At 43.5% G+C, this 23,600-nt stretch carries 18 protein-coding genes, 2 pseudogenes and 2 riboswitches; of the genes and pseudogenes, 12 read left to right on the forward strand and 8 right to left on the reverse strand.

Annotation, left to right across the window (positions count from 1 at the left end; translation table 11 throughout):
- Nucleotides 1-22: 22 nt before the first annotated feature.
- Nucleotides 23-1,090 (reverse strand): hypothetical protein, encoded by a 1,068-nt coding sequence (locus tag IPJ86_08710; protein MBK7887370.1) that lies wholly within the window; start codon nt 1,088-1,090, stop codon nt 23-25.
- 113 nt (nt 1,091-1,203) lie between these two features.
- A riboswitch (cobalamin riboswitch) is annotated at nt 1,204-1,409 on the reverse strand.
- Between the two features lie 12 nt (nt 1,410-1,421).
- Nucleotides 1,422-2,516, reverse strand: a complete 1,095-nt coding sequence (locus IPJ86_08715) for a glycosyltransferase (protein MBK7887371.1) — start codon at nt 2,514-2,516, stop codon at nt 1,422-1,424.
- Nucleotides 2,517-2,572: 56 nt separating this feature from the next.
- Here IPJ86_08715 and trmB point away from each other — a divergent pair, with 56 nt between their 5' ends.
- The 4 genes from trmB (at nt 2,573) to IPJ86_08735 (ending at nt 5,161) form a co-directional block, all read left to right on the forward strand.
- The gene (trmB, locus tag IPJ86_08720; GenBank protein MBK7887372.1) at nt 2,573-3,238 is read left to right on the forward strand and encodes a tRNA (guanosine(46)-N7)-methyltransferase TrmB; all 666 of its coding nucleotides are present in this window, start codon (nt 2,573-2,575) and stop codon (nt 3,236-3,238) included.
- 86 nt (nt 3,239-3,324) lie between these two features.
- Nucleotides 3,325-3,915 carry a LemA family protein gene (locus tag IPJ86_08725; protein ID MBK7887373.1) on the forward strand — a complete coding sequence of 197 codons (591 nt, stop codon included), beginning with the start codon at nt 3,325-3,327 and terminating at the stop codon, nt 3,913-3,915.
- 2 nt (nt 3,916-3,917) lie between these two features.
- Entirely contained in the window at nt 3,918-4,364 is a 447-nt protein-coding gene (locus IPJ86_08730; GenBank protein ID MBK7887374.1) for a TPM domain-containing protein, read from the forward strand.
- On the forward strand, nt 4,364-5,161 hold the full coding sequence (locus tag IPJ86_08735; GenBank protein MBK7887375.1) for a TPM domain-containing protein: 798 nt from the start codon (nt 4,364-4,366) through the stop codon (nt 5,159-5,161). Before IPJ86_08730 ends, IPJ86_08735 begins: the two co-directional genes overlap by 1 nt.
- Nucleotides 5,162-5,223: 62 nt before the next feature.
- Here IPJ86_08735 and IPJ86_08740 read toward each other — a convergent pair whose 3' ends face one another.
- The 5 genes and pseudogenes from IPJ86_08740 to IPJ86_08760 all read right to left on the reverse strand — a co-directional run bounded on the left by IPJ86_08740 (nt 5,224) and on the right by IPJ86_08760 (nt 11,001).
- On the reverse strand, nt 5,224-7,167 hold the full coding sequence (locus IPJ86_08740; GenBank protein ID MBK7887376.1) for a cyclic nucleotide-binding domain-containing protein: 1,944 nt from the start codon (nt 7,165-7,167) through the stop codon (nt 5,224-5,226).
- Between the two features lie 128 nt (nt 7,168-7,295).
- Nucleotides 7,296-8,396, reverse strand: coding sequence for a mechanosensitive ion channel family protein (locus IPJ86_08745; GenBank protein ID MBK7887377.1), 1,101 nt, complete (start codon nt 8,394-8,396; stop codon nt 7,296-7,298).
- Nucleotides 8,397-8,407: 11 nt separating this feature from the next.
- Complete coding sequence (locus tag IPJ86_08750) at nt 8,408-9,625, reverse strand: Glu/Leu/Phe/Val dehydrogenase (protein ID MBK7887378.1); 1,218 nt, start codon at nt 9,623-9,625, stop codon at nt 8,408-8,410.
- Between the two features lie 177 nt (nt 9,626-9,802).
- Nucleotides 9,803-10,192, reverse strand: a complete 390-nt coding sequence (locus IPJ86_08755) for a hypothetical protein (GenBank protein MBK7887379.1) — start codon at nt 10,190-10,192, stop codon at nt 9,803-9,805.
- Nucleotides 10,189-11,001 (reverse strand): annotated as a pseudogene (locus tag IPJ86_08760) (purine-nucleoside phosphorylase). The gene IPJ86_08755 and the pseudogene IPJ86_08760 overlap by 4 nt, the downstream one beginning before the upstream one ends.
- Nucleotides 11,002-11,076: 75 nt before the next feature.
- Between IPJ86_08760 and serS the strand changes: the two are divergent.
- From serS to IPJ86_08800, 8 genes and pseudogenes are all read left to right on the forward strand, one after another.
- On the forward strand, nt 11,077-12,351 hold the full coding sequence (gene serS / locus IPJ86_08765; protein ID MBK7887380.1) for a serine--tRNA ligase: 1,275 nt from the start codon (nt 11,077-11,079) through the stop codon (nt 12,349-12,351).
- A complete protein-coding gene (locus IPJ86_08770) occupies nt 12,348-14,171 on the forward strand; it encodes a tetratricopeptide repeat protein (GenBank protein ID MBK7887381.1) in 1,824 nt (607 codons plus the stop codon). Before serS ends, IPJ86_08770 begins: the two co-directional genes overlap by 4 nt.
- A 658-nt stretch (nt 14,172-14,829) precedes the next feature.
- On the forward strand, nt 14,830-15,132 hold the full coding sequence (locus IPJ86_08775) for a DUF4286 family protein (GenBank protein MBK7887382.1): 303 nt from the start codon (nt 14,830-14,832) through the stop codon (nt 15,130-15,132).
- Nucleotides 15,129-15,912 (forward strand): annotated as a pseudogene (gene rsmA, locus IPJ86_08780) (16S rRNA (adenine(1518)-N(6)/adenine(1519)-N(6))-dimethyltransferase RsmA). The gene IPJ86_08775 and the pseudogene rsmA overlap by 4 nt, the downstream one beginning before the upstream one ends.
- Before the next feature lie 139 nt (nt 15,913-16,051).
- On the forward strand, nt 16,052-17,551 hold the full coding sequence (locus tag IPJ86_08785) for a T9SS type A sorting domain-containing protein (GenBank protein MBK7887383.1): 1,500 nt from the start codon (nt 16,052-16,054) through the stop codon (nt 17,549-17,551).
- A gap of 374 nt (nt 17,552-17,925) precedes the next feature.
- On the forward strand, nt 17,926-18,774 hold the full coding sequence (locus tag IPJ86_08790) for a DNA ligase-associated DEXH box helicase (protein MBK7887384.1): 849 nt from the start codon (nt 17,926-17,928) through the stop codon (nt 18,772-18,774).
- The gene (locus IPJ86_08795; protein MBK7887385.1) at nt 18,771-19,526 is read left to right on the forward strand and encodes a hypothetical protein; all 756 of its coding nucleotides are present in this window, start codon (nt 18,771-18,773) and stop codon (nt 19,524-19,526) included. The genes IPJ86_08790 and IPJ86_08795 overlap by 4 nt, the downstream gene beginning before the upstream one ends.
- The gene (locus tag IPJ86_08800; protein MBK7887386.1) at nt 19,436-20,356 is read left to right on the forward strand and encodes a hypothetical protein; all 921 of its coding nucleotides are present in this window, start codon (nt 19,436-19,438) and stop codon (nt 20,354-20,356) included. Before IPJ86_08795 ends, IPJ86_08800 begins: the two co-directional genes overlap by 91 nt.
- Nucleotides 20,357-20,954: 598 nt before the next feature.
- On the opposite strand, the gene IPJ86_08805 is transcribed toward IPJ86_08800, so the two are convergent.
- Nucleotides 20,955-23,414, reverse strand: a complete 2,460-nt coding sequence (locus tag IPJ86_08805) for a TonB-dependent receptor (protein MBK7887387.1) — start codon at nt 23,412-23,414, stop codon at nt 20,955-20,957.
- Nucleotides 23,415-23,445: 31 nt separating this feature from the next.
- Nucleotides 23,446-23,537: riboswitch (TPP riboswitch) on the reverse strand.
- Nucleotides 23,538-23,600: the final 63 nt, after the last annotated feature.

The raw sequence follows: 23,600 nt of genomic DNA on the forward strand, positions 1-23,600 counted from the left end.
ATCTTTAGTATTCAGGAAGTTTTCAATGAAAGACAAAGCTGTTGGGGCCGATACCCACTTCTGCAGAGTCTAACAAGGTGCCGTCGTTGGCGAATCTATACATTTGAGAGTTCGAAGAGAAACTTGCTTTCCCTGTGTAAATGGTGCCGCCCGGATGAATGCCTAATGCATACATTTCCCTTTCGATAAAAGGTATAACCGGATCATATATATCATTAATACCCATTTTAAAAACCTGTCCGGTATAAGTACTGCTCCCTTTCAGATAATATAAAGTGTCTTTGCCGGAATTCATTGTTAGCTTTAAGGGATGTTGATCAAAAACAAATGAAATAGCAAGTTCGATATTAAGAGAAGAAGGATCTATTTTGAGTAATCTGCCACCCGGATCATCGGGTGTGGGCGTGAAATCACTGCCAAGACTTCCGCGGCACATCACCCATATCTTCCCGTTCGCATCTTTACATATAGACGCGGGATTGACTCCACAAGGAATTTCAGTGATAATGTTAAGGGTATTTACATCCACCACTGTAATCGTGCTGTCGTCAGTGAATCCTCCGCTATTGCATATAAAGAGCTTATTGTTGTCGATGAGCATTTGTTCAGGCCCCTGTCCACAAGCGATACTATCTATGATGCTTAGTGAATTCAAATTGATAAGATATACCTTATTCGTACTCCAGTCGCTAATAAATCCCCGGGACGCATTCCATCCGCAAAAAAATCGAGGACTGTTTGCGCCAAATATAGTCCCCGTTTTTTTAAAATTTCCCATGTACACCACTTCCACTTTCTGAGAATTATTCACACATAGAAAGGCGCGGTTATTAAAGATAGTCATGGATTGTAAAACATCACCAACAGGAAATCCATTGGCAGCTTCAAAGATATCAGAGGTGCTGTAAGCAGAATCTGAAGAGAAGAACGATACCGATGCATTTCCGTCGAGGAAGGCGCCTTCGTTGATAACGAATACTCCGTTTAAGTTATCGGGGAGAGGTGATGATGCTTCGTCTTTTTCTTTTTCACAAGAAGCAAAAGAGAGAGCCGAAAGGCAAAACAGAAGCGTTGATAGTTTATTTTTCATAACATGATAGGTTTAAAAACAATCTGCCATGAAGAAAAATTCGCATAAGAAAGAGCAATAGGTTATACCCATCAGCTCTAAACTGATTCATGCCGCCTTTCCTCCGAAGGTTTCTTCATGGTTGGTCATTTGGCAGGTCTTCTGACTCACAGTAGCAGTGGCGCCTTCCCTCCGACGAATGCGGAAAGTGGCTTTGCCTCTCTGTTTACATCATTAATAATGTAAACCTGTTTACAGCAGCGGGGACTGTTGCCGGATTGCACGGCATTCCCTTTTCATTTCCGTCGCGAAACGGAAAACCAATTGACAGGGCGAAAGTAAATAAAACAACTTAAGAATTCAGCGACTTTAGAAATCGGGTAATTCTTGGTGCAATGAGCTCATTTACAGGCAGGTTTAAAGGCTTGCAACGATCGAGGTTTTTAATTCCGGAAGCGATATCCATTTTGTTTTGAGCAAATGTTACCAGATTTCCCGCTTGAGCATGCATCCCAGCCAAGTATTCCTGTTCTGTTTGTCCGGGTGTTGGTATAACCATTGCACTGCGTTTGAACGCACAAAGATCCATCAATGTAGAATGTCCTGCTCTGCATACAATGTAGTTGCTATTTATAAAATGGAATTTCAATTCGCCGGGTGTGAGATGAGGTACCAGATCAACGTTACCTATTGTTCGACCGGAATTTTTCTGCGGTTGACCGGTAACCATCAACACTGAATAGGGCAGATCCTTTAGCTGAAGTAAAAGTTGTTCTTCAAAAATACTGCGCTGGGGTTCCGGTCCGGAGAAGGTGACAAAGATGTCATAACGCTTTTGCGTATCCGAAATAGTTGCATCCTTCAACCTGGATAATGGACCAATAAATTCTGGTTGTAGGGTGCGAAGTGTGGTGGAGGAATGTGAAAGATCACCGGTAAGATTTTCGCTGCCTTCCATATCAGGTACCCATATTTCAGAGAATGGCCGAAGGAAAATGCGGTTGAAGCGAAAAAGGAGAGGTTCCATAAAACGAAATGGTGTTGGAGCCTTTAATTGTAGCTGATGACAGATGAGTACAGAGGGAATACCATCCGTATAAGCACCATATCGGTTGTCGCTGATAATGGCATCGGGTTTAATCTTTTTTGCCAACTCCGTGAATTGCTGATGTTCACTATTTATGGCTTTATTAATTTTAAATGATTGCAGCAGCATGGCCAATGCGAGCGGCATGTTTCTCGGATACCGGACATCCACCCCTTTGATTTCATAATGGTCCAGAGTAGGAAATTCGGAACGAAGTAAAAACATGGAATCACCTTCTCCCGCCAGACTCACTTTAACGTTCTGCCGCAGGAATTCATTTATAACGGGAATACTTCGCGTTGCATGCCCGAGTCCCCAGTTCAAGACAGTATATAGAATATGCGGTTGCTTTCCTGACACGATCCAAAATTAACCCTTTGTATCTTGACTTTGCTTTTTAATTTTGTGCGGCCATTATGACAAAACGTAAATTACAGCGATTCGAGGAGTTAAAAGGATTTGAACGCACCTTTCAGTTTCCATTTCCATTGGTGCATACGGATCATGGATTAAGAGGAAATTGGAAGGAAAAGGTATTTCAAAATAGACATCCTATTGTTCTCGAAGTGGGGTGCGGAAGAGGAGAGTATACAGTAGAGTTAGCCCGGAATTACCCGGAACTGAATTTTATAGGAATTGATATCAAAGGAGCCAGGATTTGGAGAGGAGCGAAAACAATAAATGAAGAACACATCCTGAATGGTGCTTTTTTGAGAGTGCATGTGGAATGGCTGAAGGAGTTCTTTGCCCCCGGAGAAGTAAAGGAAGTTTGGGTCACTTTTCCCGACCCTCAACCCCAGCTCTCAAGAGAAAACCGTCGATTAACCAATCCTAAGTTCCTGCAACTTTATAGATTTTTATCCGGTGATGATGGTGTTTTTCATTTGAAAACGGATAACTATGGCTTATTTGAGTATACATTAGAGATGTTATCGGGCGAGAAGGGCACCATGGAAGCTTGCACTAATGATCTCTATGGAAATACTCCGGAAGGATTTAATTTATCTATTCAAACCACTTATGAAAAGAAATTCTTGCAGGAGGGTTTGAAAATCAATTATTTGAGATTCAGGTGGGCTTAAAGTATTCCGATTTCTTTTCAGAAGATTAAAATTTAATAAGCGATCTATCGTCTAACCTTTTAATTTTACCACTAAATAAATAAATCATGAGAAAAACACTCATTACCCTAGGGATCATTCTTGTTGTTGTATTTGTATTGTATCGCTTGTTTGCCGGTAGTTATAATAATATGGTGGATAAGGAAGTTGTAGTGCAGAATGCATGGTCACAGGTCGAGAACGTGTATCAGCGCCGTTTGGATCTTATTCCCAATCTCGTGAACACCGTAAAGGGTGCTGCCGAATTTGAGAAGTCAACTTTAACTGCTGTTATCGAAGCCAGAGCAAATGCGACACAAGTAAAGGTGGATGCGAAGAACCTGAATCCGGAAGAAATGGCGAAGGTCCAGCAGGCTCAGGGACAATGGAGCGCCGCGCTTGGACGACGGATGGTAGTAGTGGAACAATATCCTCAGCTGAAAGCCAATCAGAACTTTTTGGAGTTACAAGCTCAGTTGGAAGGAACAGAGAACAGGATCACTGTCGAGCGACAGAAGTTCAATGATACGGTGACAGGCTATAACCAATACATCCGCAAATTTCCTCAGGTATTGCTGGCCGGTATGTTTGGATTTAAAGAGAAGGCCTTCTTTGCCGCGGATCAAGGTGCTGCTAAAGCTCCTGAAGTAAAATTCTGATCATGAAAGCGGTTGATATCATCGGATCTGCCGGTAAGGAAACGATTCGCAATGCTGTAGGTGCTGCGGAACAGCTTACTTCCGGAGAGATCCGTGTTTTTATTGACGAAGAATGCAAGGAAGATGTGATGGACCATGCAGCGTTTGTATTCGCAGAATTGGGAATGCATAAAACAGATCTTCGAAACGGAGTGCTGATCTATCTGGCTTTAAAAGATCATAAGTTCGCTATCATCGGTGATGCAGGGATTCATGCTAAGGTCGGCGATGATTTCTGGAATCATGTGAAGGAAGAAATGTTGGAGCATTTTCGCCATGGACGAATAGTAGAAGGGATAGAACATGCAGTCATACAAGCAGGCAATAAATTAAAAGTGTTTTTCCCTAAACAGCAGCAGGATGTGAACGAACTCCCTGATGATATCGTTTTCGGAAATCCGGATAAGTGATGAAAAATCTAATTCTTATTTTATTGTTCTCCTTCCTTGAAATTGGACAAGTGTTGGCTGCAGTAGAATTCCCTCCAAAACCTGATCCTCCAAGACTCGCTAATGATTTTACATCCACCTTATCTTCTCAGGAGTTGGATGAGCTGGAACAAAGGTTGCTTTTATTTCACGATACGACTTCCGTCCAAATTGCGATAGTGATGATCTCAACGCTTGACGGATATCCTTCGAGTGATTATGCTTTTGAGTTGGCGGAGAAATGGGGCATTGGCCAGAAGAATACAAATAATGGTGCGCTATTGTTGATCGTGAAGGATGATCGTCAAATTTATATTGCTACCGGCTATTGTTTAGAAGGCGCTTTACCGGATGCGCGATGCAAGCAGATCATTGAGAATGACATTAAGCCTCTTTTTAAAGAGGGGAAATTTTTTGAAGGACTCTTAGCCGGAAGCTCCAAAATGATGGATGCGGTAAAGGGTGAGTATAAAGAATCAACCGCGAGAAAGAAAAATTCAGATGGATTTCCAAAAGTATTAGGAGTCATACTGATCATTCTATTCATGCTGATTTTTAAAGTGAGCAGTGTGATGCGGTATTCCCGTTTAAACAATACTACTTTTTGGATTGCCTGGGCATTGTTGAATGCGGCAAGTAACAAGCATTCCGGTAAATGGGGAGATTTTAATAGAGGTAGTGGCGGATTTGGCGGCGGAAGTTTCGGAGGTGGCGGAGGTGGCTTCGGCGGATTTGGCGGCGGCAGCTTTGGCGGCGGCGGAGCAGGAGGGAGTTGGTAGGAAAATATCTACCTGCAATTGCTTCTTCAGAAACTTAAATTTCTTTCTTAAAACTAGCTATCTTACCCGAGTGGTAAAATGACTTTGAACTTCGTCCCGTCTTTATCTTTTTCATACAGGAGTTGACCTCCGTAAGCGGTGATAATCTGATGGCTGATGCTGAGTCCAAGGCCTACACCTTTGCCCGGCGGACGAGTAGTAAAGAAGGGAAGGAAAATTTTCTCGACATGTTCATCCGGAATTCCTATCCCGTTATCAATAACTTCAATTTGTATGGCACCATCAATATTTTGGGTAATGACACTGATCACTCCTTCGTCCGGATTTCCTTTAGACTTACGGTCATGGATAGCCGCTACTGAATTGCGAAGGAGGTTGACGAAAATCCGGAAGAGATCACTGTATACTGCTTCGGTCTTATAATGACTCGCTTCTAATTTTAATATGCTTTTTACCTGCTCGTCGGTTAGGGTGCCTTCCACAACTTTCGTACTCACACCCACTGCATCTTCAATCAATGCATGCAGATTTACCTCTTGTTTTTCTTTGCCAAAGGCAGAGGAATGTTCCGCCATACTTCGTACGATTTCACCGGCACGATGACCATGCTGTGAGATGCGCTTAATATTGTCAAGCAGGTCTGAACAGAGTTCGAGCGAATCTTCATCCGTAATAGATCCTTTCATCTCTTCTAACAAATCAATAGAAACGGAAGAGAAGTTATTTACAAAGTTTAATGGATTTAATAGTTCATGCGCAATACCTGTGGTGAGTTGACCGAGCGATGCCATTTTCTCCTGATGTACCAATAGTCGTTGTGCTTCCTGCAGTTCTTTGAGTGCTAATTCCAGTTCCATGGATTTGATTTCAACATTACGCTTTTCTTCCATGATCTGCATCGTACGCAACTCCACCAGTTCCTGTAACTTTTTCTCTCTTCCTCTGAATTCATTCACCACATTGTCATTCTGATTCCGAAGTCGGTTAATGAGTTCCTTCATCAACAGTCGGTTCATATAGGGATGACTTCCCAATAAGCTGAAGAAATCTTTTTCTCCCAAACGCAAAATGATGACATCTGTTTTGGCGGATACAGAGGCCGTACGGGGAGCTGAATCGATCAGCGATGCTTCACCAAAATATTCGCCTGCTTTCAATTCTGCCAGCTGTATTCCTTCATCATGGACTTTCAAACTTCCCTTTTCAATAATATACATGCAGTCTCCGGGATCCCCTTTCTTAAAGAGCGGCTCTTCTGCTTTCAGATGTAGGCGTTCCACCATCATCGCAATACGCTCTAATAAGGAACGATCTCCGGTTTTAAACAAAGAAGTCTTGTTTAATAATTCAACAAGATGGAGTCTGTCGTCGGCCAGATTCAGGAACACACTTTCCGGAACTACAGTGCTACCGGAAGCCTGACCAATATCTTTAAGCAGTTGCCGGATATCATCCAGATTTTCGAGTTTGCCTTTGTTGCGTAAGGAGTACGCTGTCTCTGTATAAAAAAAATGATTTTCGAGAAAATCTTTTTCAAGCTCGTACCATTCAGTGAGTTTAATATTTCTGCCATGCTCTGCCCATTCTCTTCGGAGTGATTGACTGATCGTAAAGAAATCAGCTCTGCCAGTATAGTCCAGATCCGCATCGCAAATAATCTTTTGCATGATACCATCCGGCTGCCTCGGACTTGCGGTACTCAAAATCAGTTGTTGAATCGTCGCAATCTGTTCAGGTGTATAACCGAATTGCGGAAGATGTTCACCGGCTAATCGGGCACCTATGGGTTCGTTTTTATCGTATTGTTCTATAAATCCTGTATCATGAAATACCGCTGCTGTTTTTAAAAGAATGGTACTGTCGCTATCCAGCTTCTCCAACCGACATAATCTTTCAGTTGACTCCGTCACATCTATCGTATGTGCCAGATTATGATAATAGAGATTAGCAGGAAGATTTTTCTTTAACAGGTCGTATGCAAATGCTTCGGCAGACGTATAATTCATAGAGTTCGTTTAATCCGGTTTAATATTAAAGTCTAAAGTTAATAAAGTATTTTATTTCTGAGCCATTCTTTCGCATTTAACAGAGTGCATCTGATTCAGGCTCATTCCTGGCATGGTCCGGCGGAAATTCAGGTTTTGATCTGGAACTCCTGAATTTTGGTATCAAACCGCAAGTCCATTTTTTGTCCAATACTTAGTATTTCAAATAAAACAGATTCCCGTTTTGTGGCAAAGACATCCACATCCGTCGTATTGATGAAGAAGAAAAACTGCAATTCAATTCCGGAGTCCGTGATTTTATCCACCCGGATGGCCGGCATGGGGTCTTGTATGATATCGGGATCCGCTTTCAATAGATTCAAAATAGCGGATTTGAAACTTTCAATTTTTACCACCGGCGTTTCATAGCGGACGGTCAATGGAAACAATGCCCGGATCATGGTACGCATGCTGATGTTTTCAAGGTCGGCATCAATCATTTTTTTATTGGTAACGGAAACAACAGTCCGTTCAAAGGTCCTGATTTGCGTACTTCTGAATCCGATTTTTTCCACTTTACCGTGAACACCACCCACTTTTACTATATCGCCTATGGTGAAGGGTTTGTCGAGGAAAATGGCAAACGAACCGAGGAGGTTTTCCAGTGTATCTTTCGCCGCCAAAGCAATCGCAATACCTCCGATGCCTAAACCCGCAATCAATGAGGCCACATTGACATTAAATACGATGCCCAATGAAATGAAAAGACTAAATATGACGATAATTATTTTAATCGACTCCTTAATAAAAGGCACCAGTTGATCGTCGGATTTAGAGGAGGTTTGCTTTGCGCGATGGAGGAGGACAATGCCGAAGAAGTCAATCAGTCGGGTCAGGATCCAGGTCACAGAAATGATAATGAAAAACTGAAAGGCTTTCCAGATGACAAAACGCAAGCCGAAATTTTCTTCATTGGGCAAATGCCAGCTCTCCGGCCAGTGTATTTGCTTGCAGGCAATGTAAACACTGATAAGAATAATGAAAAGACCAAAAGGTTTACGCAGTAATTCGCGCAGTTCCTTTACATCTACACCTGCTGCATAGCGCTTCAGGAATTGATAAATGAGTCCGGAAAGATGGTTCGATACATAGCGTTTGAAGATGATACCAATGAGGATGATCCCTCCAAACCATAGTAGGTCTTCTACCCGGTTCTCAAAAAACTGCTGATCCAGCCAATGTGTTTCCATGTTTTAAAAATTTAGAGCAACTGCTTCAACGCAATTTCATATCCGCTCGCCGTAAGGTCTTTTTTAGAGGGGTTAATCGCATGAATGCCATCCATCGCCCGATGTATCGTTGCTGCCACATCTTCAAATATCCCTTCTGCATCTGTTTTTTCCGGATTACTCATGAGGTAAGCAAAGACTCGGGCCATGCCGCAGTTAGATATAAAGTCAGGAATAACACTCATATGATGATCCGCGTACCTGCCAATGGCTCCGAAGAATATTTCAGGATCAGCAAAGGGAACATTCGCACCACAGGCAATCACCTTCAGCCCTCTGTCGGCTAAGGAAGTCAATTGATCGAGTGTCACGAGCCGCGACGCTGCTGCCGGAATGAATATATCCGCTTCCTGTTGCCAGAAGAGTTCGTTGATGTTTTCTTCTTTCTTAAAGCCACCGAACATGTCTTTTGTCCGCGAATGAAAAAGTCGGATGACTTCCTCTTTCGTATAGCCCTCAGCGTTAAGTACACCGCCGCTGCGATCAATGATGCCCACAAGCACTGCGCCCGCTTCTGAAAGATAATATCCTGCTGCTGCTCCTACATTTCCCCATCCCTGCACAAGGACCTTTTTTCCTTTTATTTCTTCTCCTTTAATTTTATAAAAATGAATGACCGACTGCGCCACTCCATACCCCGTAATCATATCTGCCACCCTGTATGCGGAACCGGCCGGAACATACCGGGCATCTTCCACCATCAGGCTAACACCCTTTTGAAGTTTGGTGATGCGTTCTTCACGGTCCTTGCCAACACTCTTGAAATGTCCGCTCACCACACCTTCCTGCGGATGCAACAATCCCATCGCAGCCGTAATCGGAATGACCTCATGAATTTCATCTACAAAAAGATCGCCTCCTGTACCATAGCAGTTTTTTAACATCGGCAATACGGCTTTGAACCATCTCTCCAACACTTCCTGCTTGCGCGGATCGGTGGGGTCGAAGTTGATTCCTGATTTTGCGCCACCAATGGCAGGACCGGCTACCGTAAATTTGATTTCCATCGTCTTCGCCAATGACTCTACTTCGCGGCGGTCTAATCCTTTGCGCATCCTTGTTCCCCCTCCGGCAGCACCTCCTCTTAAAGAGTTGATGACAATCCATCCCGTCGCTTCCGATAAGGGATCATTCCATTCAAATATAATTTCAGGCTTTTTGTCTTCGAATCGTTTCAGTAGTTCTAACATTATTGAGTTCTGGTTTTCCTGGTGCAAAGAAATCTATTTTTCGCCGATCCGGCTATCTTCCGAGCACAGGTAATTTATACATTATTTTCTTTTGATTTCCGATTTCGCGGATTATTGACTTGCTGAGTGAGGATTGTCCCCACGGTTGTTGGCTGAACAAACCCTCGTCGTATCTGTTCATGCCCCCAAAAAATAAATGCCGCCTGCCGTATCCGCACCAACACAACAATCCAGCGGACGAATACTCTTGAAGGCTTCTTCGAGGTGTTTTTTCTCCAGCGCCGGAGGGAAGGAAAATATTCCCGCCACTTTCCGGTAACCATCCTCAAACCCTCTGCGGTAAGCGCTTGCAATAAATTCACATTCACCGGGCGGAGTCACTTCTTTCGGCCATGCATCAACGTTAGTAGATACATCGTTGTGAGCATTTACAATTTGAATAGAGGACGATGGTATAATGGAAAGTATCTTCTCCCTCCCTTCCTCTCCCGAAAGCGGTGGAAGATGCACTCCCGTACGTAAGCCCGAGAATACAATCAGATAACAAGTCTCCCAGTACGAATTCATAATCCGGTCAAGAGTGCTTTAAATAATTCGGAGAGCTTTTTATCCGCAGTGCCGGCAACAGCAATGATCTCCTCGAGCGTTACCGGTTGTAAATGATCCGGATCGCATTCGTCGGTTATCACTCAAATAGCCAGACATCGCATATTCATATGTCGTGCGCAAATGATCTCCGGCACTGTGCTCATACCCACCACGTCGGCACCGATTCTTCGCAGGTAACGGTATTCAGCACGGGTTTCCAACATTGGTCCGGGAACAGCAGCGTACACACCGGTATGTAATTTTATTCCCAGTTGGGATGATGCCGCCAACATCCTGTTTTGTAAATCCTTATCGTAAGGAGCACTCATATCCGGGAATCGAGGACCAAAAAAATCTTCGTTTTTCCCAATGAGAGGATTGTCGCCTTGCAGATTGATATGATCATCCAGCAACATCAGTTCGCCCTTTTTATACTCAGGATTTAAAGCACCGGCCGCGTTGGAAACGAGTAGGGTATTTATCCCCAGCAATTTCATCACCCTTACCGGGAAACTCAATTGCTGCATCGAATACCCTTCGTAAAAATGGAATCTCCCCTGCATCGCCACGACTTCTTTCCCGCTCAGCGTGCCGAGAAGTAACTGCCCTTTGTGGGATTCTACGGTGCTCACCGGAAAATGTGGAATGCGCTCATAGGGAATAGACTCCCTGATTTGCATCTCCTCCGCCAACCGGTGAAGGCCGGTTCCGAGAATAATTCCAACCGTAGGTTTTTCGGAGAAGAATGGATTTAAAAATGCCGCGCTTTCCTGAGCTTCTTTCAACATGGCTGCAAAAATAGCCCTTTCCCGTCAGCTAATGCGTCTGAAACGATTACCTTTGCAGCTCATTATTACCCGTTTATGATTCAGTTAGCGTATATCCGTGAAAACAAGCAGGATGTCATTGCCCGTCTGGCAGTGAAAAATATGGATGCAACCCAAGATATTGAGGAAATTTATACCCTCGATATCGAAAAGCGAAGAATTCAAACCGAATTGGAAATGCTGCTGGCAGAGCAAAATACTCTGGCGAAGCAGATCGGTGAACTGTTTAAATCCGGGAAAAAGGCAGAAGCAGAGGATCTTCGTAACAGAAGTACAGCGATCAAGGAAACCTGTAAAAGTCTGGAGGAGAAACAAACCGAACTGGAAGAGCAGATCAAAGCGATACTCATCCGGTTGCCCAATCTTCCATCACCACAGGTGCCTGCCGGAAAAACAGCCGAGGACAATGAAGTTTTTTTACTCGATGAGCATTTCATGCCAAAGCTCGACGACACAGCCTTGCCTCACTGGGAGTTAGCCACTAAATATGATATCATCGATTTTGAATTGGGAAATAAAATTGCAGGTGCGGGTTTTCCGGTTTACAAGGGCATGGGAGCGAAGTTGCAACGGGCATTGATTAACTTTTTTCTGGATAATGCCGGTCGTGCAGGGTATACTGAGGTGCAACCACCGATTCTTATCAATGAGGATTCAGGTTTCGGTACCGGACAACTTCCTGATAAAGAAGGGCAGATGTATCATGTAGGACTTGATAATTTATACCTGATTCCCACTGCTGAAGTCCCCGTGACCAATATTTTCAGAGATACCATTGTAAAAGCGGAAGACCTGCCCATCAAGTGCACCGCCTATACCCCTTGTTTTCGTCGGGAAGCCGGCTCTTATGGTGCGCATGTACGCGGCTTGAATCGTCTCCATCAGTTTGATAAAGTGGAGATTGTTCAAATTGCTCATCCGGATCATAGTTATGAGATTTTGAATGATATGCGCACTTATGTGACCGGTTTATTGAAATTGCTGGAACTACCCTATCGCGTATTGAAACTCTGCGGCGGCGATATGAGTTTTGCCTCTGCGCTGACTTACGATATGGAAGTATGGAGCGGTGCTCAGAAGCGCTGGCTCGAGGTGAGTTCCGTATCAAATTTCGAATCGTTTCAGGCGAATCGTTTGAAATTGCGGTATCGCGAGGGAAATGCCAAACCTGTCCTTGCGCATACACTAAACGGCTCTGCTTTGGCGTTACCTCGTATCGTGGCTGCTCTGCTGGAAAATAATCAGGAGAAAGACGGAATACGTATCCCTGCCGTGTTAATTCCGTATACAGGATTTGATAAAATTAAATGAGAATATTCATCACACTTCTTTTTTTACTACTTGCCGGCTTCAACGGGGAAATCTCCGCGCAGCCCGGGCAATCGAATGCCGAACTGGCCAATCAGTATTTCAGTACGGGCGAGTTTGAGAAGGCGGTGGTGTACTTTGAAAAATATTATGATCAGGATCCGTTTGGGGCATACAACGGTTATATGCAATGCCTGATTAAAGTGAAGGAGTATGATAAGGCGGAGAAGCTGGTGAAGAAGCAAATGAAACGTATTCCTCAGGATCCCTCTCTGAAAATTGATCTCGGTGCAATTTATGAATTGCAGGAGGAACCGGAGAAAGCGAAGAAAGTGTATGCGGATGCGATTAAGAATCTCAGTCCGGATATCAATCAGGTGAACCTGCTCGGCAATGGATTTACGAGGAGACAACAACTCGATTATACCGTTGAAACTTATTTGCAGGGAAGGAAATTGCTGAAGGGTGCTTATCCTTTTTCTTTCGAGTTGGCCGAGGCGTATGCCCAGATGGGAAAGTTTCCGGAGATGGTGAATGAGTACATTGAGATGATCGATTTTAATCCCGGCTATTTGCCCAACATTCAAACGATACTTCAAAATAAAATAGGAAATGACCTGAGTGGAAATCTCAGTGATCTGGTGCGTCAGAGTTTGTTGCGTAAAATTCAAAAGCGTCCGGAGGATACCAATTACAGTGAGTTATTGTTATGGTTGTTCCTGCAGGAGAAAGATTTTGAATCGGCTTTTATTCAGGCGAAAGGCCTCGATAAACGTTTGGGAGAGCAGGGCGAACGTCTCGTAAGTTTGGGAAGAACTGCTGTGAATAATCTGGATTTTCCCGTTGCTGAAAAGTGTTTTCAGTATGTGGTGGATAAGGGCAGCACCAATATGAATTATGTTACTGCTCGCATGGAGTTGATCAATGTGACCAATGAACGCATCACCGGCTCGGGCACCTATACGCGCGCTGATTTACTTCGTCTCGAAAGTGATTATGTCATCGCCTTGCAGGAACTTGGAAAGAATGTGGCTACCGCTCCGCTCATTCGTGGATTTTCACATCTGCAGGCTTTTTATCTGCATAATACCGATAAAGCCATTGAGTTATTATTGGAAGCGATTGATTTACCAAATCTGAAAACGCAATTTAAAGCTGAATGTAAACTGGAGCTCGCCGATATTTATGTGTTCGATGGTTTGGTATGGGATGCGGCATTACTTTACGGACAAGTAGATAAAGATTTTAAGAATGATGCCCTGGGCAGAGAAGCAAAATTCAGAAACGCCCGTCTCTCGTATTACCTCGGTGAATTTGATTGGGCGAAAGATCAACTCAACGTGTTAAAAGCCGCCACCAGTCAGTTGATCAGCAACGATGCCTTATCGCTTTCACTACTGATCACTGATATTACGAACCTCGATACCACGATGGAAGCCTTGCTGATGTATTCCCGTGCTGATTTATATGATTTTCAGAATAAGGATAGTTTGTCGATGATTACACTCGATAGTATTCTCACCGTTTTTCCGGGACATATGCTGAGTGATGAAGTATGGTATAAGAAGGCGCAAATCCTAAAACCTCAGGGACGATTTACTGAGGCTGCCGCATTGCTGGCAGAGATCACTGAAAAATATCCGGAAGATATCCTCGCCGATGATGCGATGTATCAATTGGGATTGCTCTATGAAAATCAACTCAACGATAAGGAGAAGGCAAAAACCATTTACGAATCCCTGCTCACCAAATATCCGGGTAGTCTTTTTGTGGTAGATGCGCGGAAGCGTTTCCGTTTGCTGAGAGGAGATAAAATCAACTGATTTTTTAGTTGATATGGGACTTTAGAACGCGGTATTTGTTTCCGGAAATCACTTTCTTCATCCATTCTTGTCCGGTACATTCAACTAAAATACCTGCCATGTCTTCCTTCTAAGCGCCAGCCCTCTTTGAAGCCGTATCTGTGTTCGGAAGCCTTTGCGAAGTCATCTCTTTAATAGCAATTGCCCTAGGAGTAACGATTCTATATTTAAACGCAGCGAACGCAGCGGGATCGCAGCGAACACAGCGTTTTAAAAAGTAATCTCACTTTATAACCTATTGTCTTAGAATAAACACTTCTATATTTAAACCTACCTATGCTGAAGCTTCGGCAGGCAGGCGCAGCGACCGCCGCGGGATCGCAGTGAACGCCGCGTTTTAATGTAAAAATTTATCCTTACCTGCGTGCGGAAGCCTTTGCAAAGTCATCTTTTTAAAAGAAATTGTCTTGGGAGAATCAATTTTATGTTTAACGCCGCGACCGCCGCGAGATCGCAGCGACCGCCGCGTTAAAATGAAAAATAATTTCCTTCCTGTTTATGACTGATTTCCTGGGTTAAAAGCGCACCAACAGGTACAATTAATGCGCGCTATTTGTTTCCGGGAATCTCTTCCTTTAAACATTCTTGTTTTTAGTAGTTTTACAGAAATATTATGAGCATGATTATTTACAACGTGATGGTGAATATTGATGAGGACGTGGCCGTGGAGTGGTTGCAATGGATGAAGGAAGTACATATTCCCGAAGTAATGCAAACCGGTATGTTTACGGATCAGCGCATTTGCAGAGTGCTGGCAGAAGAGGCCGGTGGTTTTACCTATGCCATTCAATATACCTGCAAGGACATGGAGACCTATGAAAAGTATCGTGATGAATTCGCTCCGGCTTTACAACAGGAAACAGCGAAGAAATATGGTGGTAAATTCGTTGCGTTCAGAACCTTGTTGGAAGTAGTAGGATGAGACCGCAACAAGGGGTTCGTGCAAAGAAGTTTTTAGGTCAGCATTTTCTGAATGACGAAGCTGTGGCTCGCTCTATTGTAGATGCCTTGATTTTACCCGATGGCATTGATCAGGTATTGGAGATCGGTCCGGGAATGGGAGTGCTGACGAAATATTTACTGCAGCACGAGGAATACAAAACCTTCGCCATTGAACTCGACCGCGAGTCGGTTCCTTACCTCCTCGAACATTTTCCGGCATTGAAAGGGTAGCCTGATGGAAGGTGATTTTCTGCAGTTGAATCTCAATGAACTCTTTGAAGATCGTTTTGTGGTGATTGGTAATTTCCCTTATAATATTTCTACACAAATTTTATTTCGTGTGTTAGATCATAAAGATAAAGTCCCGGTGGTGGTAGGCATGTTTCAGAAGGAAGTGGCCGAACGCATTGCTTCTCCTCCCGGCAACCGCGACTATGGCATCATGAGCGTGCTGCTCCAACCCTGGTTTGATATCGAGTATCTCTTCACGGTACATGAACATCAATTCATACCTCCGCCCCGTGTGAAATCGGCTGTCATCCGATTGGTCCGCACCACGCGTACAAAATTAAAATGCGAGCAGGCATTTTTCACCAGAGTCGTAAAGCAAGGCTTCAGTCAACGCCGGAAAACATTGCGCAATGCCTTGCGTCCACTCTTGCCCGCTGATTTCTCCCATGTCCCCTATCTCGATTTAAGAGCAGAAGCCCTGAGCTGGCAACAGTTTGAAGAGTTAGCGGTGATTTTGGGAGGGAAGTGAGGGGGGTGATTGAGGGGGATTTTAAATAAGATGAAGTTTAAATTTGAATTACGGAATTTGTCTTAACTTTATGGATTAAGAAAAATTGTTCAAAGATGCAGGGTGTAAAACAGGGCATTGTAAAATCAATAATCGCTTAATGAGAAAGCTGGTGGTTATATTGCTGATGGCTTTTTCTCCGGTTCTTGCAACTGCGCAGGGATTTTATGACCATGTTTGGCTCACAGGTAATAATCCTTTTGCGGGTTTTCCTAATGGAAGGATTGTATTTGATTCATTAAGTTATGTTCATGCTCCTGAGATGCGAAAGATGTCTTTTAAGGGAACTGAGGCAACTATCTGTGATGCACAAGGAAATTTTTTAATGAGTAGTAATGGTATCTGGATCGCCAATGCTAGTAACGATACCATGATGAATGGAAGTGGATTGAATCCTGGTCCCGGAGCATCATCATGGCCATTTGGGTTACCAATGTCATATAATGCGGTTTTTTTACCTCACCCTGAAGATACCAATAAATATATGCTAATTCATCACTCTCAAGAGCAATACGGAGCAGGTTATCCGGCATTCCAGTTGTATAAATCAACTATTGATATTCAATTGGATAATGGCTTAGGTGGCGTTACTAATAAAAATGAAATTATTCTGGAAGATACTTTGAATTGGGGTGTTGGCTGTGTAAAACATGCAAATGGACGTGACTGGTGGGTTGTAATGGTAGAGCAAGCGTCATCAAAAATATATAAACTATTGATCACTCCTTATGGGGTCACAACTTCAGCTCAAACATTACCCAATGCACATTATTCATGGTTTAATGGTTCACAAATTTCTTTTAACTCTAATGGAGATCGTTTTGCATACACTGCCAATGATTCAGTTAACAATAACAGCTTTATGGTAACGGCTAACTTTGACAGGTGTACAGGATTAATTACTAATGACACTTCTATTCAACTCACCAGTGGCAGTTATTTATGGGGTACTGCCTTTAGTGCATCTGGAAAAAATCTGTATGCCTGTTCCAGTTCAATGGTCTTTCAAATAAACACCGACAGCCTTTCAATAGACACAGTTGCCAACTACGACGGATACATCTCCCCTGGACCAACTTGTTGTGCTACTTCCTTTTGGAACATGTATTTGGCCGCTAATGGAAAAATATATATCACAAGCGGTAGCTCAGTACAGCATCTTCATGAAATGAACTACCCGGATAGTGCAGGCTTCGCTTGCGATGTACAGCAACATGCGATTGATTTGGGAAGCTACCTTCATTTACGCGCAGTCCCCAACCACCCCAATTACAACCTTGGTCCGGTGGTGGGTAGTGTTTGTGATAGCCTGAGTGTAGGAATTGCAGAACGGTCCCATGATTTCCGTATGGGCCTTTCACCAAATCCCACTCAAAATGGTTTTGTGAAATTGGTTTATCTGTTACCACAAAATCAACCCGGTGAGTTAAGCATTAATTCCATTACCGGGCAACTTATGTATCGTCAAAATTTACCACCATGGTCAAGCTTGCAGCATTTGGATGTGTCGTACTTGCCGGGAGGATTGTATACCTTTGTACTTATAAGTGGTGGATATAGGACAGCAACAAAGTTGGTAGTGATGGGTGGGGAAGAGTAATCTAGCGGCTTCCGGCTGCCAGCTTCCGGCTACCGGCTTCCAGCTGCCGGTGGGGAGGTGCCGCTCCTTATCGCGAGCGTTATTCTCCAGGGGAGTTGGAGCCTCGCGACTTCGGGCTCTCAGCTAAGGGATACTGGTGGGAGAAGGTGATCTCCTTTCTTACAGAGATACCGCCCCTACAGGGCTTTTACATTGAACAACTCAGGCTTAGGGATGACTTATCACCCGTGGGACACCCTAAGACACTCGTTAATTTACAGCATCAGGCTGATTTTCTATTAATTGTAAATTCAATTGTTTTTTTGTGGAAGGCAGGAGAATTTCTCCGGGTATAAGGTTAATTTTTCTTCGTAATTTCAGAGGGAAATTTAACGATGCCATTAATAGAACTTGCTAAAAAAGGTTTGTATTGTGCGCTTGCTGATGTTTATATCGATCCCTGGCAGGCTGTTCCCAATGCACTCATTACCCATGCGCATTCAGATCATGCCCGCGGTGGCAACGGACTTTATATGGCCCATGAACATTCGGTGCCCATTCTCGCAGCACGCCTCGGAAAAATTAATGCTCAGGGCTATGCGTATGGAAAAACATTTAGTTGCAATGGTGTAAAAATTTCTTTCCATCCCGCCGGACATGTGCCCGGTTCCGCTCTTGAAGTTTTTAATGAAATCAATGCCTGGTGGGCAGGGAATGCAGCGGATGGAGTGGTGTCGGTGATGATGGCCTATAGTTTGGGAAAGGCGCAACGCATTTTGCAACACCTCGATCAGCAGATCGGTCCTGTCATTGTTCATCCGGTGATAGAGGAGATGAATGAAATCATTCGCGGATTTTCTCCTTCGCTTCCACAAACATTACCTTTTAAAAATAATATCCCTCCTGCGCAGTTAAGAAATGCGATGCTCATTGTTTCGGCTGCTTCTTCCGGTGAATGGTTGGAAAAATTCAAACCGTACTCCATGGCTTTTGCTTCCGGCTGGACAAATTTGCGTGGCAAGAGTAAATGGGGTTCGGCAGATCGTGGGTTTACATTGAGTGATCATGCCGACTGGAATGGACTCAACAAAGCGGTAAAAGCTACAGGTGCCCAAAAGGTGTACGTTACGCATGGTTATACTTCGGCCTATGTGCGCTGGTTGCGGGAGCAAGGAATAGATGCAGATGAATTGAAAACATTGTATGAAGGAGATAGTGTTGAACTAAAAATGCCGCATTCATGAAAACGTTTGCAGCAGTATGTCGTGCTCTCGAGCTATCTAAATCGTCTGCTCAAAAGGCAGATGGTATTGCGCAGTATTTATCTTCCGCGAGTGATGCAGATATCATTTGGATGTTGGCCATTTTTTCGGGAAAGAGGCCCGCTTCGGTTTTCTCTCCTGCAAGTTTGAAGGAATATGCCATGGAGATGGCCGGATTGCCCTCCTGGCTCTTTGATGAATGTTTAGGGTTCACAGGGGATGTCTCCGAAACCATCGCCTTGATTCTTCCTGCACCTTCAAGTTTGAAATCGATTTCTTTGTCGGAGGTCATGGAGGTTTGGCGGTCGATGAAAGCAGGAGATGCAGCGACAAGAAAAGAATTACTTTTCAGTTTATGGAATTCAATGGAGACCTATGAACGCTATGTGCTCAATAAATTATTAACCGGCGCCTTTCGATCTACCATTCCTGAAGGAATTTTATGTTCAGCGCTATTCCATCTCACCGGTATTGACGAATGGAAACTTCGACTTCGTTTGCAACGCAACTGGTCTCCGGATCAAATCACATTTCAAGAACTTGTTTTCAAGGCGGTGGAGAAGGAGTTATTGGCGAAACCTTTTCCCTGGACGACACTCACGATATATCAAGCACCTTTAGTTGAATTGGGAAATGAGGATTTATGGAGAGTGGATATACAACCCGAAGGAGTGCGCGTTCAACTAATAAAAGAGATGGCGAAGTTTTTATCTGGAGTTCAACCGGTGATTTAATCACTCCTTTATTTCCGGAGATAAAACAAGTTTTTAGTGAGAGTAAGAATAGTTTTGTCATGACGGGTTTGTTGATTGCATTTAAAGCCGATAAATTTCTTCCGATACAGTTTCTCGAAAAAAGATTGAAGGCAAGGAAAGCAAGCAAGATCCTGATGACTGAAGTGCCCGTAGTTTTTTATGCAGATGATCTGCTCGAATGGGAGGGGCAGGATATTTCTCCCCAACCCTTGTGTCAACGTTTGGAGAAATTAACGTGGTTTGTTCAAACATTAAACCATGTACTCCTTCATTTATCTCATCCGGTAATTTTGAATTTTCAGGAGGAGAACGTTCAAAGTACCGGTTCTGTTTTTTCTACTTCCTGTTCTTCATTTTTGATTCGAAAATTAACAGGTCGATATCATCAGGAAGGAGAACCAACTTATCTATGGAGTCCGAAATCGGATCCGCTTTCGATCATTGGGGTCTTGATTTATGTGCAATCCGGTAACCCGGGTACAGGCGGATTTGCTGTAGAATTTACATTCGCTGTTTGGAAGCAAGAGCTGTTGATTCCCGTTGCTAAAGTCAGGCCGGAAACACTTTCACCGGGAGAGATGCAAAAGATCAACGACTATGTGAAGGGGAATGTGGTGGAAAAATTTGGTCCGGTACGAAGTATTGTTCCGGATTTGGTTTTCGAAATTGGTTTTGAAAAAGTGCAGCAAAGTAAACGACATAAGTCGGGACTGATTTTACAGTCACCTCGTATTATTAAATGGCTGCCCTACGAACCCATTCATCGTGCCCATACCCTCAATGATCTCCTGGCCATGATTTCCGGATGAGGAATTCTTGAAAGTACACTTTTGCAATGAATTTACCTTCCACTAATTCTTTTCCTGACATGTACCTGTATTCACATGTTAAAGTTTAGGTTAAATACATTCAGCCGATTAAGAAAATGATTTTCAGCTTTAACAACACTCGATGCAGATAGAGTATAAATTAGAGTTTTTTAACAATATTCAGAGCAGTAAAAATTTCTGCAAATAAATCTTCTGTTTAAACGCAGCGACCGCCGCGAACCCGCCGCGAACGCAGCGTTTAAGTTTAATATTCTTTTTTAAAATCAAGATTATTTATTATCGAAAAATAATTTGGTCGGGACATGCCCTCGATGATCTCCTGGCCATGATTTCCGGATGAGGAGTGTGTAGTCGCAAGGGTGATAAGTCAAACTTTTAGATATATCCTGAGTTCTTCGTCGTAAAAGCCCTGTAGGGGCGGTATCTCGGTAAGAAAGGATATCATCTTCTCCCACCTATGCCGGCGCCCGACCTTAGGTCGGGCGCCGGCGGTTGTAAGGGGAGGGGAGTTTGTCGGTTACAGAGATACCGCCCCTACAGGGCTTTTGTAGTAGAAGTTTTGTCCCATACAACCCTTTTAAAAACGAAGCGTCACTTGTCCCATAAAGTTAAAATCGGCCTGCGGATAATAGAAATTTTCCCGGATGCGGGTGTTGTCATAAAGATAACCAAATGTATAGCCATTCGATTCATAGAGCGTGCTGAAGACATTGTTCAACAGCAAATCAAATCTGATTTTTTTACAGAATTGGAATGTCGGCGAATAACTGAAGCGAATATCACCTACGGTATATGCAGGAAGAATGCTTGCTTCATTTTCGGTATTGTCAAGATATTGTTTTGAAATGTGACGTAGGATGAAGGAAGCTTCTGTATTGCGGAAAGGTTGATATTGCAATTGGATATTGGAAATGATTTCCGGAGAAAATGCAATGCTTGTATTTTTAAATACTTCTGCCTGCTGACCGGTATAGTTGAAATCTACATCATAACTATCGGTGTATTCCACGTAATTTTTAATTCTGTTATCACTGAGAGTGACATTCCCCTGCAGGATCATTTTTTTTAACAGTTGTACCGCTAATTCCAGTTCCATGCCGGCGCGGTAGCTGCGGTTGATATTGGTACGGGTATAGCTGCCCACATCATTTACTTTTCCGGTCAATACCAGTTGGTCGTAGTAATCCATGTAATAGAAATTGATTCCTGAATTAAATCGTTTTGAAGCATATTTTAATCCTGCTTCATAGTCGATCATGCTTTCATGTTTCGGTCTTGAAAGGGCACTCGATTCGGTATAGTCGTTTCTGTTCGGTTCCTTGTTCGCAATACTGACTGATCCGTATATCGTCATGTTCATCTGTGGACGATAGGTAACACCCATTTTCGGATTGAAGAACTGAAGACCGGCTTCTTGCGGTGCGGGAAGACCATCTTCATTGGGTCCTGTAAAACGATAATCCACCCTTCGAAGCTGCATGTCTCCGAAGAGATGCAGTTGACGGGAGATTTCCCATTCTCCTCTCAAATAAGCATTCAGATCATCTTTAACCGCATTGTTTTCATAATAACGCTGACGGATATCCGAATTTCCGGCATATTCCGCCCATATCACCTCGCCGAAATGATCCCCGTCGTATCTGTTCACCCCTCCACCGAAAGTAAGCGTAAAGTTGTCGATGATATTTCCTTTTAAGGTCCAGGTTGTGCCGTAAAAAATATTATCCAGCCATCGCCTGCGGATCAGGTCTGTGGAGGTGATGATGGTGTCATTCAGTACCACATCTGCGATAGCATAATCTGCAAGTGACTGATTACTTTTAAATTCTTCATAATACCCGCTCCCTTTTGTAGCATGGAGTGCAATATTCAGCAGCCAGTTGGATTTAAAACTATGGCTGAACAAGAGTTGGTAATGATCCTGCCGGTAGTTATCGGTTTGGTCATCGTAAGTGTAGTAATTATAAGTTCTTCCGCTGTTGAGGAGGTTTTCACTTTCTTCTTCATTCAAACCATTGCGGATAATATACTCCTGCATGGCGGATTCATCTCCCTTAATTCTACTTTCCGGGACTCCATACCAGCTTTGATAGGTAACTTCCTTTCCGGTAAACAGATTGAAGCGAACGATAGTGTTCGCATTTTTCCAGGCCGTGCTGAGATAAAGTGATTGCAAGTCGGAACTTCCTCTGTCAATAAATCCATCCGACTTAATGGAAGAAAGTCTCCCTTCCAGTGATAAATTATTCCGCAATAAACCTGTACCAAACGAGAGATTGTTTTTGAAAGTGTTAAAGGTTCCGCCGGCATGACTAGTTTGTAAATATGCTGAATCACTTACGTGAGCCGTTTGAATATTAATCGTTCCACCAAAGGCGCCGGCCCCGTTGGTACTGACTCCGGCTCCTCTGGTCACTTCAATATTTTCGGCTGAACTGGAAAAATCCGGCATATTGACCCAATACACCAATTGCGATTCCGCATCATTTACAGGAATTCCGTTAATAGTAACATTCACCCGGCTTGCATCACTCCCTCTGATCCGGATTCCGGTATAACCAATGCCGTTTCCTGCATCGGATGTGGCGACTACAGCGGGTAACATCTGCAACAAATAGGGCAAATCCTGCCCTGTATTCAATTTTTCAATTTCTTCTTTACTGTACAAGCTCACCGCCATTCCTGCATTATTCCCTGTTCTCGTGGTACTTACAGTGACTTCATCGGTCAAAAGCGGTTTTCCGGTGAGCATGACGGTAATTTCTTTATCACCGGAGATCTCGACTTGTTCTATTTTGGATTCATATCCCATAGCGCGCAGCGAGAGTGTATAGTTTCCCGGACGCAACTTGTTAATGATGAACATCCCGTCGATATCTGAAATGACTTGTAGCTGAGTTGTTTCTAATGTAATCACTACTCCGGAAACCGGTATACTCTTCTCATCTTTCACAATGCCTGTTATTCGGAATTGTGCAAAGGAGAATTGTGTTGCCAGACAGATAAAGAGCACCGAAATAAAGGTAAATTTTTTCATGGATGAAGAGGATAAAAGGGGTGACCGTAAAAAGCAACATCTATACACTTCCTACGCCGGTATGATCCGGATCAGGTGGTATGGGTGTAATCTCAGCCCTTCGGGGCACCCCAGTGTAGGGCCAAAGGTAGATAAACCCATTCGAACCTTATCAATATGTTGGTAAAAAAATCTTATTTATTCATA

Source organism: Bacteroidota bacterium, assembly GCA_016713925.1.
Taxonomy (GTDB): domain Bacteria; phylum Bacteroidota; class Bacteroidia; order AKYH767-A; family OLB10; genus JAJTFW01.